15 protein-coding genes are annotated in these 14,208 nt (G+C 62.0%); 11 read left to right on the forward strand and 4 right to left on the reverse strand.

Going from position 1 to position 14,208, the window contains the following annotated elements; all coding sequences use genetic code 11:
* Positions 1-19: 19 nt before the first annotated feature.
* On the forward strand, positions 20-373 hold the full coding sequence (locus tag N4R57_13770; GenBank protein UYV36094.1) for an MmcQ/YjbR family DNA-binding protein: 354 nt from the start codon (positions 20-22) through the stop codon (positions 371-373).
* A 178-nt stretch (positions 374-551) separates the two neighbouring features.
* Here the strand turns inward: N4R57_13770 and N4R57_13775 are convergent, their stop codons facing one another.
* Entirely contained in the window at positions 552-1,097 is a 546-nt protein-coding gene (locus N4R57_13775) for a cysteine hydrolase (protein UYV36095.1), read from the reverse strand.
* A gap of 107 nt (positions 1,098-1,204) precedes the next feature.
* On the opposite strand from N4R57_13775, the gene N4R57_13780 reads away from it, so the two are divergent.
* From N4R57_13780 to N4R57_13795, 4 genes are all read left to right on the forward strand, one after another.
* Positions 1,205-2,152, forward strand: a complete 948-nt coding sequence (locus N4R57_13780) for a helix-turn-helix domain-containing protein (GenBank protein UYV36096.1) — start codon at positions 1,205-1,207, stop codon at positions 2,150-2,152.
* 66 nt (positions 2,153-2,218) lie between these two features.
* Entirely contained in the window at positions 2,219-3,412 is a 1,194-nt protein-coding gene (gene kynU, locus N4R57_13785) for a kynureninase (GenBank protein ID UYV36097.1), read from the forward strand.
* Positions 3,409-3,888 carry a GNAT family N-acetyltransferase gene (locus N4R57_13790; GenBank protein UYV36098.1) on the forward strand — a complete coding sequence of 160 codons (480 nt, stop codon included), beginning with the start codon at positions 3,409-3,411 and terminating at the stop codon, positions 3,886-3,888. The genes kynU and N4R57_13790 overlap by 4 nt, the downstream gene beginning before the upstream one ends.
* Positions 3,889-4,122: 234 nt before the next feature.
* Positions 4,123-6,591 carry a Hint domain-containing protein gene (locus N4R57_13795; GenBank protein UYV36099.1) on the forward strand — a complete coding sequence of 823 codons (2,469 nt, stop codon included), beginning with the start codon at positions 4,123-4,125 and terminating at the stop codon, positions 6,589-6,591.
* A 142-nt stretch (positions 6,592-6,733) separates the two neighbouring features.
* Here the strand turns inward: N4R57_13795 and N4R57_13800 are convergent, their stop codons facing one another.
* A complete protein-coding gene (locus tag N4R57_13800; GenBank protein UYV36100.1) occupies positions 6,734-7,513 on the reverse strand; it encodes a gamma-glutamyl-gamma-aminobutyrate hydrolase family protein in 780 nt (259 codons plus the stop codon).
* A gap of 124 nt (positions 7,514-7,637) precedes the next feature.
* On the reverse strand, positions 7,638-8,135 hold the full coding sequence (locus N4R57_13805) for an XRE family transcriptional regulator (protein ID UYV36101.1): 498 nt from the start codon (positions 8,133-8,135) through the stop codon (positions 7,638-7,640).
* 269 nt (positions 8,136-8,404) lie between these two features.
* On the opposite strand from N4R57_13805, the gene N4R57_13810 reads away from it, so the two are divergent.
* The 3 genes from N4R57_13810 (at position 8,405) to pepN (ending at position 11,871) form a co-directional block, all read left to right on the forward strand.
* Complete coding sequence (locus N4R57_13810; protein ID UYV36102.1) at positions 8,405-8,899, forward strand: fasciclin domain-containing protein; 495 nt, start codon at positions 8,405-8,407, stop codon at positions 8,897-8,899.
* A gap of 87 nt (positions 8,900-8,986) precedes the next feature.
* Positions 8,987-9,190 (forward strand): DUF378 domain-containing protein, encoded by a 204-nt coding sequence (locus N4R57_13815; protein UYV36103.1) that lies wholly within the window; start codon positions 8,987-8,989, stop codon positions 9,188-9,190.
* A 131-nt stretch (positions 9,191-9,321) separates the two neighbouring features.
* The gene (gene pepN, locus N4R57_13820; GenBank protein UYV36104.1) at positions 9,322-11,871 is read left to right on the forward strand and encodes an aminopeptidase N; all 2,550 of its coding nucleotides are present in this window, start codon (positions 9,322-9,324) and stop codon (positions 11,869-11,871) included.
* A 30-nt stretch (positions 11,872-11,901) separates the two neighbouring features.
* Here pepN and N4R57_13825 read toward each other — a convergent pair whose 3' ends face one another.
* The gene (locus N4R57_13825) at positions 11,902-12,045 is read right to left on the reverse strand and encodes a hypothetical protein (protein ID UYV36105.1); all 144 of its coding nucleotides are present in this window, start codon (positions 12,043-12,045) and stop codon (positions 11,902-11,904) included.
* Between the two features lie 74 nt (positions 12,046-12,119).
* Here N4R57_13825 and N4R57_13830 point away from each other — a divergent pair, with 74 nt between their 5' ends.
* Genes N4R57_13830 through N4R57_13840 form a run of 3 tightly spaced genes read left to right on the forward strand, consistent with a single transcriptional unit; the run spans position 12,120 to position 13,836 of the window.
* Positions 12,120-12,653: a hypothetical protein gene (locus N4R57_13830; GenBank protein ID UYV36106.1), complete on the forward strand. Its 534-nt coding sequence runs from the start codon at positions 12,120-12,122 to the stop codon at positions 12,651-12,653.
* The gene (locus N4R57_13835) at positions 12,650-13,396 is read left to right on the forward strand and encodes an SDR family oxidoreductase (protein ID UYV36107.1); all 747 of its coding nucleotides are present in this window, start codon (positions 12,650-12,652) and stop codon (positions 13,394-13,396) included. The genes N4R57_13830 and N4R57_13835 overlap by 4 nt, the downstream gene beginning before the upstream one ends.
* A complete protein-coding gene (locus tag N4R57_13840) occupies positions 13,393-13,836 on the forward strand; it encodes a hypothetical protein (GenBank protein ID UYV36108.1) in 444 nt (147 codons plus the stop codon). The genes N4R57_13835 and N4R57_13840 overlap by 4 nt, the downstream gene beginning before the upstream one ends.
* Positions 13,837-14,208 lie beyond the last annotated feature (372 nt).

A 14,208-nucleotide genomic window follows, 5' to 3' on the forward strand; every position in this document is an offset into this window, starting at 1 on the left:
CTTTTGCCAAGGGCTGCGCATGACGCGCGCAGAGTTCAACAGCTTCTGCGCCGCCCTTGGCCCCACCACGCATGTCATGCAATGGGGAAACTCTGACGTTTGGAAAATCGGCGGCAAGGTCTTTGCCATTTGTGGCTGGGCCGAGTCGCGTGACGCGTTCACTTTCAAATGCAGCGACATCGCCTTTGAGGTGCTCCAAGACACGCCCGGCATCCGCCCCGCCCCCTATCTTGCCTCGCGCGGGATGAAGTGGCTTCAACACTACGCGGCACCGGGCCTGTCAGATGGCGACCTCAAAGCGCATATCACCATGTCCTATGAGATGATTGCCGCCGCTCTGCCCAAGAAAAAGCGCGCCGAACTCGGGGTGTGACGGGTGCTGAACGCGTCAGGTGTTGCGCCGCCTTCGGCGTCGCCAGAGGGAGGGGCTCGCTTCGCTCGCCCCCCCACAATAGCTGCCAATGCTGTGGACCCTATTTGGCGGAAACGGGTTTTGCTCCCGTTGGAATGGGTATTTTCTCCATTAAAGAAACCTCAGAAGGGCTCCAATCCTATGCCGTGATGTCTTTTGCTGTGACGATCTCGGCATAGGTGCCCTGCAACGCGGCCATGATCGTTGCATGCACCTGCGGCGCGGGCACGGAAACCTCGTTGAAAACTAGCGATTTCGCAGCGCAAGCGTCGGCGACAACGCGCACCTTGAAGCCGTGATCGGCGGCGGCGCGGGCCGTAGCGTCGATACACATTTGGCTCATCGCGCCGCAGAGCGTTACCGCCGTGACATCCGCCGCTTTGAGCAGGTCAAAAAGGCCGGTGCCGAGAAAACTGTTCGGTCGCGCTTTGGTCAGAACCATCTCACCCTGCGCCGGGGCGACGGCGTCGGCAATCTCGGCACCTTTGCTTGCGGGCCGGAAAAAGGGCGCTTTGTCGCTCGCCATTTCGTGGCGCACATGCACCACCATTTGCCCCGATGTGCGCGCCGCGCTCAGCAGGTGCGCCGCCCGTTCGGCGGCAGCCTCCATCCCCTCAACCGGCCAAAGGCCGCCGGGGAAATAATCATTCTGGATATCCACAAGGATCAACGCATCTTTGCTCATGTCATTTTGCCCTTTCCTGGCATGGTGTTGGTCTGTGACGTGTTTACTTTCGCCGCGACTCTGGCGAAACTGGCATAAACGACACTCATTGTGCGAAAGCTGCCAAAATGCCTGAAATCGCTCTCTTGTCTTATTCCGGCGCGCAGCAGGCTGCGATGCTCGGGCTTCACGACCTGTTCACTCTGGCCAGCGGGATCAGCCGCAAACGCAGTGGACCAGAGCTGACCCTCTCCATGAACACCCCGCCTGCGCAGACGCCGGATATCGCGATCCTGCCACCGAACATGTCGGGCGCGCGCGGCGATGCCGATGAAGCGCTGCTAGACTGGTTGCGCGCGGCGCATGGTCAGGGCGCCGTGCTGGCCTCGGTCTGTGCTGGGGCGTTTTGGCTGGGTCATGCCGGGTTGCTGGATGGGCGCCCCGCCACAACCCACTGGATGCTGGAGGACGAATTTTGCGCCGCTTTCCCAAAGGCCCAACTCTACCCCGAACGCCTGCTGATTGACGATCATGACATTGTCACGGCGGGCGGGCTCATGGCTTGGGTCGATCTTGGCCTGTTCTTTGTTGAACGCCTGTTGGGACCGGATATTGTGACCCAGACCGCCCGGCATATGCTGGTCGATCCGCGGGGCCGCGAACAGCGCAACTGGCGCAGCTTTCGCCCAAGGCTCAGCCATGGCGACGACCGCATCCTCCCGCTGCAACACGCGATCGAATCCGCCCCCGCAGCCGATCATTCGGTCGTTGCCCTCGCCGCACGCGCCCGCCTCAGCCCACGCAGTCTGCACCGCAGGTTTCGTGCGGCAACCGGCCTTACGCCGAATGCCTATGTGCAGGCCCTGCGCATCGAAAAAGCCCGCGGTTTGTTCGAGCGGTCCCGCGATAGCGTCGCCACCATTGCCCGCGCTGTCGGCTACGAAGACACCCCCGCCTTTACCCGCCTGTTTCGAAGCTCTACCGGCCTCACACCGTCAGAGTATCGCGCCCGGTTCAGCGTATCCTCGCCCCCCGCAACAGCCGAGCGACTGGACAGAGCGCGCGTCAGCCGGTAATAGATGCTTTAAGCCTAAAGCAAATAGAGCCATCCCACTCAGGACCTCCCAAAATAGGACCGCCCCATGACCGACTTCGCCACCACCAAATCGCTGTTTCACCTGCCCGAGGGCGTGATTTACCTCGATGGCAACTCGCTTGGGCCGCTGCCCAAATCCGCCACCGCGCGGATGCAGACCACCATGCAGAACGAATGGGGCGAGATGCTCATCACCGGCTGGAACAAGGCCGGATGGATGGAACAACCCACCCGCGTCGGCGACCGTATCGCGCGCCTCATTGGCGCGGAGCAAGGTCACGTTGTCATGGGCGACACCCTTTCGGTCAAGGTCTATCAGGCGCTCGCCTCGGCGCTTGCCATGAACCCGGATCGCAAGGTGATCCTGTCGGATAGCGGCAATTTCCCCTCCGATCTCTATATGGCCGAAGGGCTGATCAAATCGCTGAACCAAGGCCACGAGCTGCGCGTTGTTGCCCCCGAAGAGGTCGCGGCCAACATCACCGAAGAGATCGCCGTGACCATGATCACCGAGGTCGACTACCGCACCGGCCGATTGCACGACATGAAGGCGCTCACCGCCAAGGCGCACGAAATGGGCGCGCTCACTGTCTGGGACCTCGCCCATAGCGCCGGTTCCTTGCCGGTTGACGTTGCCGACGCTCGGGCCGATTTTGCGGTTGGCTGCACCTATAAATACCTCAACGGCGGCCCCGGTTCGCCAGCGTTCATCTATGTCGCACCGCGCCATGCTTTCGCTGCTGCGCCTGCGCTCTCTGGTTGGCTTGGCCATGACGCACCCTTCGCGTTTGAACCCTCATATCGGCCCGGCGCAGGGATCGAACGGATGCGCGTTGGCACGCCGCCGGTGCTGGCGCTCTCGGCGCTCGAGGCGGCGCTCGATATCTGGGACATGACGACAATGGCGGACATTCGCGCCGCCTCGATCGCGCTCACCTCGCGGTTTGTCGACGAGGTCGAACGCCGCTGCCCGATGCTCGAACTCGCCAGCCCGCGCGATCCGGCGGCCCGCGGATCACAAGTGTCGTTCCGGTTCGCCGATGGCTATGCCGCCATGCAGGCGCTGATTGCGCGCGGGGTGATCGGCGATTTCCGCGCGCCCGATATCATGCGCTTCGGCTTCACCCCGCTCTACATCGACGAAAGCGATGTGATCGCCGCCGCCGAGATCGTCGAAGACATCATGACCAACCGCCTGTGGGACACGGATGAATACAAGGCCCGCGCCCGCGTAACATGACCCCGCGCATCCGTCCCTATCACAGCGGCGACAGCGACACGCTCTTTGCGATTTTTGTCGATGCAGTGCGCAATGGCACCGGCGAATACTATGACAACGACCAGCGCCGCGCTTGGGCGCCCGCCACCACGCCGCCCTCGGATTGGTCGGCCCGGCTTGGCGCTTGCGACACCTATGTTGCCCTGTTTGAGGGCGAAATCGCAGGCTTCATTGCCACCACTGCCGACGGCTATGTTGACCTCGCCTTTGTGCGCCCGGCCTTGGCCCGGCGCGGCGTGGGACAGGCGCTCTATGATGCCATGCTGGCGCGTGCGCGCTCCCGCGGGCTCACCGCGCTGACCACCCATGCCAGCCACCTTGCAAAACCGTTCTTTGCCCGCAATGGCTGGCGCGTCGAAACGACCGAACTGATTGAACGCAATGGCGCAACGCTTGAACGCTTCGCCATGGCGCTGGACCTCTCGCCTCTGCGTTGATCCATCCGGGCGACACAACCTCCCCATGAGAACGCGACCAAACTGTGGCGATCCCCACAGGCATCGAACCAATTACGTCCATTTTAGGCCAATTGTGCACGAATTAACCTAAATAACCCCGTAATCACGCCCCACCGCCTTTGTATCCATTTGCGAAACAAACCGCCCCAAAACCGGGGCATTGGCGGTTCTGATGCAAATTCAGCCGCCATCCGAGGAACGCGGAGCAGCGATATGGCGACGATGGTAACCGGGCTAGGCGGCCCTGCCGGATACGGTGAAGGGGTATTCTCCACCACCAGCAAAGACTCCGGCAACAATGACGACGGCTCCATCGCTGTCGATGTTACATCCGTCTTCGGCGCCGGCGGGATCGAATTTTACGGCACCTCCTACACCGACATCTACGTCAACTCGAACGGCAATATCTCGTTCGGGGGGCCCAACACCGCCTATTCGCCCAACCTAGCGGGCACGTCCAACCCTGTGATCGCCGCCTTCTGGGGCGATGTGAACATCAATTCCAGCGGCGAAATCTATTGGGATGTCGACCCGGCCAACGGCACCGTCACCATCACATGGGACGGTGTTGCGCCCTATTCCGGCTCTGGCACCAACTCGTTCCAACTGGTGCTGACCGCGACGGGCGACGGCAATTTTACCACCGAGTTCATCTACGAAGACATCAACTGGACCAATGGTGGCTCGGGCAACGCCCAGACCGGCTTTACCGATGGCGGCGCCAACGACACGCCGCTCGAAGGCTCGGGAAATTCCACCGCGCTGGCCAATTACGAAAACAATGATTTCGATAATGGCGACCCCAATGGCGCCTACAGTGTGAATTTCGTCAACGGCGAACCTTACGCAGGCGACGGTGTCGTGTCGGGCACCGGCGCGGGCGAGGTCATTGACGGCGACTATAGCGACAGCGACGCAGACCAAGTTGACAGCGGCCTGGGCACCGGCACCGACAACATGGATGACAGCATCGAAGCGGGCGGCGGTGCTGACACCGTTTACGGCGGCACCGGTGGCGACACGATCCTCGGCGAAGCCGGTAACGACGTGCTCTACGGCGACTACGGCGGCGTTGGCGAGACCGGCAGCTACGATTCTGAATACCTCGACTGGAGCGCCGCCGGTTCGGATGAAGCCAACATCGCCAGCGGCTTCACCCAGAACACGGGCGAGATCGACGTCACCGTCTCGTTTGACAATGATGGCAACAACAACCCGCTGTTTCAGGTCGAAAGCACCGACAATACCTATGTGGCAAGCGGTGAACCGTTTGATGCGAACTCCTCGCTCTACCTCTATGGCAACGGCGATGGCGCAACCTCAACCACCACGATCGACTTCGCGGCAAGCACCGGCAGCAATGGCACCGGCGAGGTGCAAAACGCCAGCTTCCGCATCAACGATATCGACTGGGCGTCTGGCAACCACCAGGACACGGTGACAATCAACGCCTATGACGCCGACAACAACCCGGTCACCGTCACAATCACCGAGAGCGCCAACGACAGCGTCAGCGGCAACACCATCACTGCCGGCAACGTTGGCGAAGACCAGGACGACGCCGGCGGCTCTGCGCTGATCGAAATCGCCGGGCCGGTGTCTTCGATCGAAATCATCTATTCCAACGGCTCTAGCGGCACCCAAGCGGTCTGGGTTTCGGACGTACATTTCGAACCCGTGGTCGATCAGCCCGGCGACGACTCGATTGATGGCGGCGCGGGCAATGATGCGATCTTCGGCGAAGCCGGCGACGACACGCTGCTCGGTGGGCTGGGCGATGACACGCTGACCGGCGGCGACGGCAATGACCTGTTCTACCTCGCCGAAGGCGACAGCGCGATCGGCGGAGAGCGCGAGGATACGTTCATCCTCACCGATCTCGGCGAAAGCGGCAGCGACACCATCACCATTGATGGCGGCACCACTGGTGAACCGGGCGGCGACACGCTCGACCTCAACGGGGTTGCCGACCGCAGCACGCTCACCTTTTCGCCCTCCGCCGGTGACCCGGATGCGTTTGACGGCTCGGTCACCCTGCTTGATGGCACGGTCGTCAACTTCAGCAATGTTGAGAATATCATCTGCTTCACCCCCGGCACGATGATCGACACGCCCACCGGGCCGCGCGCAGTGGAAACCCTGCGCCCCGGCGATCTGGTCCTGACCCTTGATGACGGGCCACAACCGCTGACATGGGCGGGCAACAGTACGGTTCCGGGTGTCGGCGACCACGCCCCGATCCGTATCGACCCCGACCTTCTGCCCGGCGCAACCGCCGCGCTGACCGTGTCGCCGCAGCACCGCATCCTGATCGACGATTGGCGTGCCGAGCTGATCTGTGGCGCGCAACAGGTGTTCGTCGCCGCCAAACATATGCTCGGCCTCGACGGGGTCAGCGCCACACCGGCAGCGCAGGTAACCTATATTCACCTGATGTTTGACCGCCACCAGATCGTCACCGCCAATGGCTCCGCCAGCGAAAGCCTGCACGCCGCCGAGCAAAGCCTCGCCGCTCTCTGCCCCGAGGCCCGTGAGGAGTTGTTCACCTGCATGCCCGAATTGCGCGACAACCTTGCCGCCCATGGCCCCACTGCACGCACCTGCCTGAAAGCATGGGAAGCGCGCCTGCTGCTCTCGCGGCTCTACCCCGCTGCCCAAACAGACAGGGCTCTGGCTGCGTGATCTCGATCACGGCTCTCGGGCTGTTGCGCCGCATCGGCACAGGCCCCTAAAACTTGCATTAAGTTGCGCTGATAAAGTCGTCTGGCCCTCAGCATACCTGGCCGCCGCTACATTCCTGGCCGCCACAATGAACAACCGACAGTCAAGCCGAGCGTAGCATCGCCCCGCCGACACGCGCCGCGCGCCACGCCTGACAGGCCGCGCCAAAGGCTTCGAACAAGGGTCGCGAAACCGGATCGGCGGTCGCGTTCCATTCGGGATGCCACTGCACCGACAATGTGAACCCCGGCGCGTCCTTGATGAAAATCGCCTCCGGCGTGCCATCCGGCGCATAGCCATCAATCACCACCCGCTCTCCGGCGCGGGCAATCCCCTGCCCGTGCAGCGTGTTGGTCATCACCTCCTGCGCGCCCATCAGCTGGTGGAACACACCGCCTTCGCTAAAGCTCACGGTATGGCGCAACGCGAATTTCTCTTCCAATGTGCCATCGGGCGGCATCCGGTGATTGTCGCGCCCCGGCAAATCGCGGATCTCCGGGTGCAGCGACGAGCCGAACGCCACCGCCACCTCCTGAAACCCCCGGCAAATCCCCAAAAACGGTTGCCCGCGCTCGGCACAGGCCCGCACCAGCGGCAGCGTGATCGCATCCCGCCCACGGTCAAAATCGCCATGCGCCGGGGTGGCATTCTCGCCATATTCCTCAGGGTGAACATTGGGCCGCCCACCGGTCAGGACAAAGCCGTCACACACCTCAAGCAGTTCATCCACCTTCACATACCGTGGATCCGACGGGATCAACAACGGCAGGCAATGCGCCGCATTCGCAACCGCGTCCGAGTTCATGGCCCCCCCGGCATGCACCTCATAGGTGTCGTTGATCATGTGCTGATTGCCGATAATACCCACAACGGGACGAGTCATATGATCCTCTTGGCGTCAGGTTTTCGTATGCGCCCTTGATAATATGACATTGAGATGAATGAAACACCAAAGCGTGCACCGCTCCCCTACGTTCCCGCACAGAAGACCCCGCCCTGCCCATTGCTTAGGCAACAGCCTCCTCGCGCACTGTCACGATCGCCTGACACCCATCGTCCCCCGCGCCACAATAGGAATGCTCGAACCCCGCCTCGAAATAAACCGAGTCGCCCGCCTCAAGCCGCGTCTCGCCACCGTGGATGCTCAACATCATCGCCCCGCGGATCACATAGATCAGCTCAACACCCTCATGGGCATGCGGCACGCTCGCCGCGCCCCCGGCCGGAAACTCGGCCAGATAGGCGCTCAACTCGGCATCCGACACCGGAAAATCGAGGCTCTCGAAATAAAAGGCCGGTTTGCCCTGCATCGTATCGGGCAGACGCAGCCGGTCTTTTGCGCGAACCACCTCCATGATTGGCCCCTTGCCCCCGTCGACAAAGAAATGATCCAGCCCGACACCAAAGACCAACGCAATGCGCAACAATGTCGGCAAGGTGGGAAATATCTGCCCCCGCTCCAGCTTGGATAGCATCCCCGCCGACAGCCCCGTATGCGCGCCCAATTGCGCCAGCCCCAGCCCTTTGGCCAGCCGAAGCGCGCGATCTTCTGCCCGATTCGGTAAGTTCCCAGCCCTTCGCTCAAGGTATCAGTGATCATTTCTGTGCCTTTCATTTCCTCACAGGCAAACCTGCTGAGTACAATTTTCACGAGATGACAAAATCTATCTCATCACGAATATATTCCTTGTGTGCAACTAATTTGCACATCATTCAAGACTCACAAGACAGCAGTTCAATCCACGCTCGAATGACCCTCTGGAAAGGAACCACCATGAAACTCTCCATCCCTTCGATCAAAGATTTCGCCCTTGTAGCGGGCCTGTCCCTCGCGCCTGTTGCCGGGTTTGCGGCAGACGCTGACATCATCGACACCGCTGTCGGTGCGGGCAACTTCACAACCCTCGCCGCCGCGCTCACCGCTGCCGGTCTGGTCGACACGCTCAAAGGTGACGGTCCCTTCACCGTGTTCGCGCCCACCGATGCCGCTTTCGCTGCCCTGCCCGAAGGCACGGTTGAAACGCTGCTCAAACCCGAAAACAAGGACAAGCTCATCGCCGTGCTCACCTATCATGTGGTGCCGGGCAAAGTGATGTCAGGCGATCTGATCGACGACATGAAAGCCGCCACCGTCCAAGGCGGCGACATCACGATCGACCTCGACAATGGCGCCATGGTGAATGACGCCAAAGTCACCGCCGCCGACATCGCCGCCTCCAACGGTGTGATCCACGTCATCGACAAGGTGATCCTGCCACCGGCTTCCTAATCGGCCGGACAGCAGCGCGCGCGGCGCCGCTCTCCCCCTCGCGTCGCGCGCAACTTTCCCTTCTCTCAAAAGAACCGGCATACCCCCATGCGTCTCCTCACCACCATCACTCTTGTGTTGCTCATCATTGGCGGTCTCAACTGGGGCTTTGTCGGCCTGTTCGGCTTTGATCTGATCGCCGCCATCTTTGGCGAGGGGGCGATCGTGTCGCGCATTTTCTATACGCTCGTCGGGGCCTGTGCGATCTACCAGACCGCCATTGCCCGCGATCATCTGAACGCGCTCACCTAAGTCGCGCGCCACAGGCGTACCAGCGCACAATCACGTGCGAAGCGCCCCTCCCGTCACGCGCCCCATTGCAGCGCCCCACCCGCCTGATAAGGTCGCCCCAAACGACACCCCATCAGGAAGAAGGCCCCGCGATGAAAGACGCCGCACCGCAAACCATCTATCTCAAAGACTACACGCCCTTCGGCTACACCGTCGAACATGTGGCGCTGACCTTCCGCCTGCATCCCACCGGCACGCGCGTGCTCTCGACCATCCGCTTTGCCCCCAACCCGGCGGCCAGCGACACACGCTTTTTCCTCCACGGCGAAGAGCTGACCCATATCTCGACCCGCATCGACGGCATCAAAACGCCCGCCCGCACCGTTCCCGGCGGCATCGAACTCGACGTGCCAAACGCCCCCTTCACCTTCGAAGCCGAGGTCGAGATCAGCCCCTCAACCAACACCGCCCTCGAAGGTCTCTATATGTCCAACGGCATGTATAGCACCCAATGCGAGGCCGAAGGCTTTCGCAAGATCACCTACTATCCCGACCGTCCCGACGTGATGGCCCCCTTCGATGTGCGCATCGAAAGCGATCTGCCGGTGCTGCTCTCCAATGGCAATCCCGGTGCGTCGGGAGCGGGCTTTGCCGAATGGTCCGATCCGTGGCCAAAACCTGCCTATCTCTTTGCGCTGGTTGCCGGTGATCTTGTCGGCCCTTCGGACACGTTCACCACCCGCTCCGGCAATGTCGTCGACCTCAACATCTATGTGCGCCCCGGTGACGAGGGCAAATGCGCTTTCGCGATGGAGGCGCTCAAGAAGTCGATGACATGGGATGAACAGGTCTATGGCCGCGAATACGATCTCAATACGTTCAACATCGTTGCGGTTGATGATTTCAACATGGGCGCGATGGAAAACAAAGGGCTGAACATCTTCAACTCCTCCGCCGTTCTGGCCAGCCCCGAAACCTCGACCGATATGAACTTCGAGCGGATCGAAGCGATCATCGCGCATGAGTATTTCCACAATTGGACCGGCAACCGCATCACCTGCCGCGACTGGTTCCAACTCTGCCTCAAAGAGGGGCTGACAGTGTTCCGCGATGCCCAGTTCACCTCCGATATGCGCTCTGCCCCGGTAAAACGCATTGAAGACGTGATTGCGCTGCGCGCCCGCCAGTTCCGCGAAGACAACGGCCCGCTGGCCCACCCGGTGCGCCCCGACAGCTTTGTCGAAATCAACAATTTCTACACCGCCACCGTTTATGAAAAAGGCGCCGAGCTGATCGGCATGTTGAAAACCATTGTCGGGGATGATGCCTATTACAAGGCGCTCGATCTCTATTTTGAGCGTCACGACGGCGACGCCGCCACCATCGAAGACTGGCTCACCGTGTTCACTGATGCCACCGGGCGTGACCTCGAGCAGTTCAAACTCTGGTATGAACAGGCCGGAACGCCCCGCCTGTCTGTGAGCGAAGCCTTCAACGACGGCACCTATACCCTGACGTTCAAGCAACAAACGCCGCCCACGCCGGGTCAGCCCGACAAAGACCCGCGCGTCATCCCCATCGCCACCGGCCTGCTAAGCCCCAATGGCGACGAGCTGCTAGAAACCATCACCCTTGAAATGATCGAAGCCGAGCAGCGCTTTTCCTTCAGCGGCCTCGCCGAAAAACCCATCCCCTCGATCCTGCGTGGCTTTTCCGCCCCTGTGATCCTTGAGCACACCAGCGATACAGCCACCCGCGCCTTTCTGCTCGCCCATGACACCGATCCGTTCAACCGCTGGCAGGCAGGCCGCGACCTCGCCCGCGACACGGCGCTTGCGATGATCCGCACCGGCGCGGCCCCGGAAACCGCCTATCTCGACGCGCTCCACAGCCTGATCCGCGACGACGCACAGGACCCCGCGTTCCGGGCGCTCTGCCTCGCCCTGCCCTCACAAGACGAACTGGCTCAGGCGCTGTTCGACGCCGGTGAAACCCCCGATCCCCAAGCCATCTGGGAGGCGCTCGAAACCCTGAAACAGGCCCGCGCCGAAGCGTTTCAGGACACTGCGACCCGGCTCTATGCACAGTTTCAGGTCACAGAACCCTTCGCCCCCTCCGCCGAACAGGCCGGTGCGCGCAGCCTCGCCAATGCCGCCCTCGGTCTGCTCAACCGGCTCGACGGTGGTGCCACGGCGCAGCGCCAATTCGACAACGCCGACAATATGACCCAACAGCTTGCGGCGCTGAATGCGCTGATCTCTGCGGGCAAGGGCGACGCCGCCACCGCCGCCTTTTATACCCAATGGCAAAACGACCGGCTGGTGATAGACAAATGGTTCTCGGCCCAGATCGTCGGCGCTCTGCCCGAAAACGCGGCCCATGTGGCGCGTGCGCTCACCAATCACCCCGATTTCACCATGAAGAACCCCAACCGCTTCCGCGCCACACTTGGCGCTCTGGCGATGTCACCCGCCGGGTTCCACCATGCCTCGGGGGCGGGTTATGAATTGCTCGCGGACTGGCTGATCAAGCTCGATGCGCTCAACCCACAGACCACCGCCCGGATGAGCACAGCTTTCGAAACTTGGAAACGCTATGACGCCGACCGGCAGGCCAAAATCAAGGTGCAGCTTAAGCGCATCCTCGCCACCCCCGACCTATCGCGCGACACCACCGAAATGATGACCCGGATTCTGGGCTAACCCCCATCACGGTCGAACTCAAACCCAAGGTCAGGCCCGCCCCAATGGACAGGCCTGACCGAGCGTCTCAAGCAGCATTCCCCGCAAATTGGCAAGGTCGGCGAGCGTCTCGTCGACCTCGCTGATTTTGTCGCACAGCAAATCCGCCACGTCCTCCGACGCCACATCGCGCATCCGCATCTTGCCCCGCGCGCAGCCTTTGCCTAGGCTCTCTGCAAGCTATTATGTTTGTAAAAGGTGCTCCCCCCATGCCAGTCCTGATCGCCATCATCGGCGCCATTACCGCCGTTGCCTTCTTTGTCCTGCGCGCCCGCAACGCGGCCAATGCGGCGGGCGACCTTGTTGATATGGCCAACGACGTGCGCCTCGCCGCGCGCCGCTTCGGCTTTCGGCGCAAAACCAACCTCCATCCCGCTGAATCAATCGAGGATCCCAACATCGCCATCACCGGCGTCGCCTCGGCATTTCTCGAACTCGATGACCTGCCAACCTCGGGGCAACGCACCGCCCTTGTCTATGCGATGCAGGACACCTTCGGACTGTCGGCACAAGACGCCGATGAACTCGCAATCCTCGGGCGCTGGATGGTCAGCGAATGCGGCTCTCCCGACGCCGCGATCTCACGGCTCACCCGCAAACTGATGCGCCTGTCTGGCCAAGAAAGCTTTGCACCGCTGCTCTCGATCATCAATGCGACACTCACGTCGGGCGGCGGCGCCGGGCTGAACAACAAGCAGAGAGAGGCGCTCGACGATGTGAAACGCGCCTTCCGCATCTCATGAGCACGCCTGCACGCAATACCGTCCTCATCACCGGCGGCTCTGCCGGTATCGGTGCTGCCTGCGCCCGTCATGCCGCGTCCAAAGGGCGCAACGTGATCCTCACCTACAACAGTGACCGCGCCGGGGCCGACGCCGTCGCATCCGATGTCATCGCTGCAGGACAGTCTGCGCAGGTCATCCGCTGCGATGTGAGCGACTCCGCCCAAATCGACGCGCTGTTTGCGGCCATAGACCCCGCCACGCCGATCGACCTTGTAAACAATGCAGGGATCGTCGCGCCGACGGCTTCTGTGAACGACCTGACAGCAGAGCGGCTTACGCAAATCTTTGCGGTCAACGTGGTCGGCGCGATCCTCGTCGCGCGCGGCGCAGTGGCGCATATGCGCCGCGCCCCGCGCAGCGGCCATATCGTCAACATCTCCTCGGCGGCGGCGCGGCTCGGATCGGCCAACCTCTATGTCGACTATGCCGCCTCCAAAGGCGCGGTAGACACGTTTACCACCGGCCTCTCCGGCGAACTGGCGGGCGAAGGCATCCGCGTCAACGCCGTACGTCCGGGTATGGTTTTAACCGACATCCACACCAAAGGCGGCGAACCCGACCGCGCCCAGCGACTGGCCCCCACGATCCCGATGCAGCGCCCCGGAACAGCGGCCGAAATCGCCGCGTCGGTGATCTGGCTCTTGTCCGACGAAGCCTCCTATGTCACCGGCGCTTTCCTCGATGTCTCGGGCGGACGATGAACGCTCCGCCGCCGCCCTATCGGTTTGAAAACCGTGGCCGGTCACGCCGCGCCATGATCACACTGGCTTTGATATGGAGCGCGCTCGCCGCGCTCACCGCCCTGATTGACCTGTCACTGTGGATCGGAGGCGCGGTCTTACTGCTCAGCCTGCCCGCAGCTTGGGAAGTGCTGCGCGACCCCCGCTCGTCTCTCACACTCGACACAGACACTCTTGCTTGGACCAGCGCCCGTTTCTCCGACAGCCTGCCGCTTCGCCAAATCCGCAGCGTGCGGTTTGACACCCGGCTGGACCTGTCGGTCAAAATGACACTGCTGCTGACTGATGGGCGCAAAATTCGCCTCCCTCACGCCTGCGCCCCGCCCCATCGTAGCTTCGAAGCGGCGCTAAAGACGCGTGGCATCGCGACCGAACGACACCACTTCACTCTGATTGGCTAAGGCGTTGCGCCGCGCTGCGCACGTCAACTGTCCGAGGGCTTGCGCCGCGCTTCGTGCGTCGACTGTCAAAGGGTTTGCGCCGCACTTCGTGCGTCGGCTGCCTGAGGTTTTGCGCCGCACTTCGTGCGTCGCCGGGGGGCCTCGCTTCGCTCGGCCCAAACGACCCCGTAGAATAGAGCACTATTTGCCACCGCTGGTTTTTGAGTAGAGGTCGGGGATTTGGGTATTTCTCCAATGACAGAAACCACCCCCCTCTGTCATGGCACAAATACCCACTCCCAGAGTTGCGGCAAAGACAGGCTCACCCGGAGCAGCCCCCTTTGACCCGTGGGGTGGGCAAGAGTGGCGCAAGAACCTTGGCGAGGCGGTGGC

Source organism: Rhodobacteraceae bacterium D3-12, assembly GCA_025916135.1.
In the GTDB taxonomy this organism is placed as follows: domain Bacteria; phylum Pseudomonadota; class Alphaproteobacteria; order Rhodobacterales; family Rhodobacteraceae; genus JAKGBX01.

Bases quoted from the DNA above. Each gene is read 5' to 3' on its own strand.
- N4R57_13815 (UYV36103.1), top strand. From the start codon at position 8,987: ATGCGTCTCCTCACCACCATCACTCTTGTGTTGCTCATCATTGGCGGT.
- N4R57_13830 (UYV36106.1), top strand. From the start codon at position 12,120: ATGCCAGTCCTGATCGCCATCATCGGCGCCATTACCGCCGTTGCCTTC.
- N4R57_13825 (UYV36105.1), bottom strand. From the start codon at position 12,045: ATGCGCGATGTGGCGTCGGAGGACGTGGCGGATTTGCTGTGCGACAAA.
- N4R57_13835 (UYV36107.1), top strand. From the start codon at position 12,650: ATGAGCACGCCTGCACGCAATACCGTCCTCATCACCGGCGGCTCTGCC.
- pepN (UYV36104.1), top strand. From the start codon at position 9,322: ATGAAAGACGCCGCACCGCAAACCATCTATCTCAAAGACTACACGCCC.
- N4R57_13775 (UYV36095.1), bottom strand. From the start codon at position 1,097: ATGAGCAAAGATGCGTTGATCCTTGTGGATATCCAGAATGATTATTTC.
- N4R57_13790 (UYV36098.1), top strand. From the start codon at position 3,409: ATGACCCCGCGCATCCGTCCCTATCACAGCGGCGACAGCGACACGCTC.
- N4R57_13800 (UYV36100.1), bottom strand. From the start codon at position 7,513: ATGACTCGTCCCGTTGTGGGTATTATCGGCAATCAGCACATGATCAAC.
- N4R57_13840 (UYV36108.1), top strand. From the start codon at position 13,393: ATGAACGCTCCGCCGCCGCCCTATCGGTTTGAAAACCGTGGCCGGTCA.
- kynU (UYV36097.1), top strand. From the start codon at position 2,219: ATGACCGACTTCGCCACCACCAAATCGCTGTTTCACCTGCCCGAGGGC.
- N4R57_13795 (UYV36099.1), top strand. From the start codon at position 4,123: ATGGCGACGATGGTAACCGGGCTAGGCGGCCCTGCCGGATACGGTGAA.
- N4R57_13810 (UYV36102.1), top strand. From the start codon at position 8,405: ATGAAACTCTCCATCCCTTCGATCAAAGATTTCGCCCTTGTAGCGGGC.
- N4R57_13780 (UYV36096.1), top strand. From the start codon at position 1,205: ATGCCTGAAATCGCTCTCTTGTCTTATTCCGGCGCGCAGCAGGCTGCG.
- N4R57_13770 (UYV36094.1), top strand. From the start codon at position 20: ATGACGCGCGCAGAGTTCAACAGCTTCTGCGCCGCCCTTGGCCCCACC.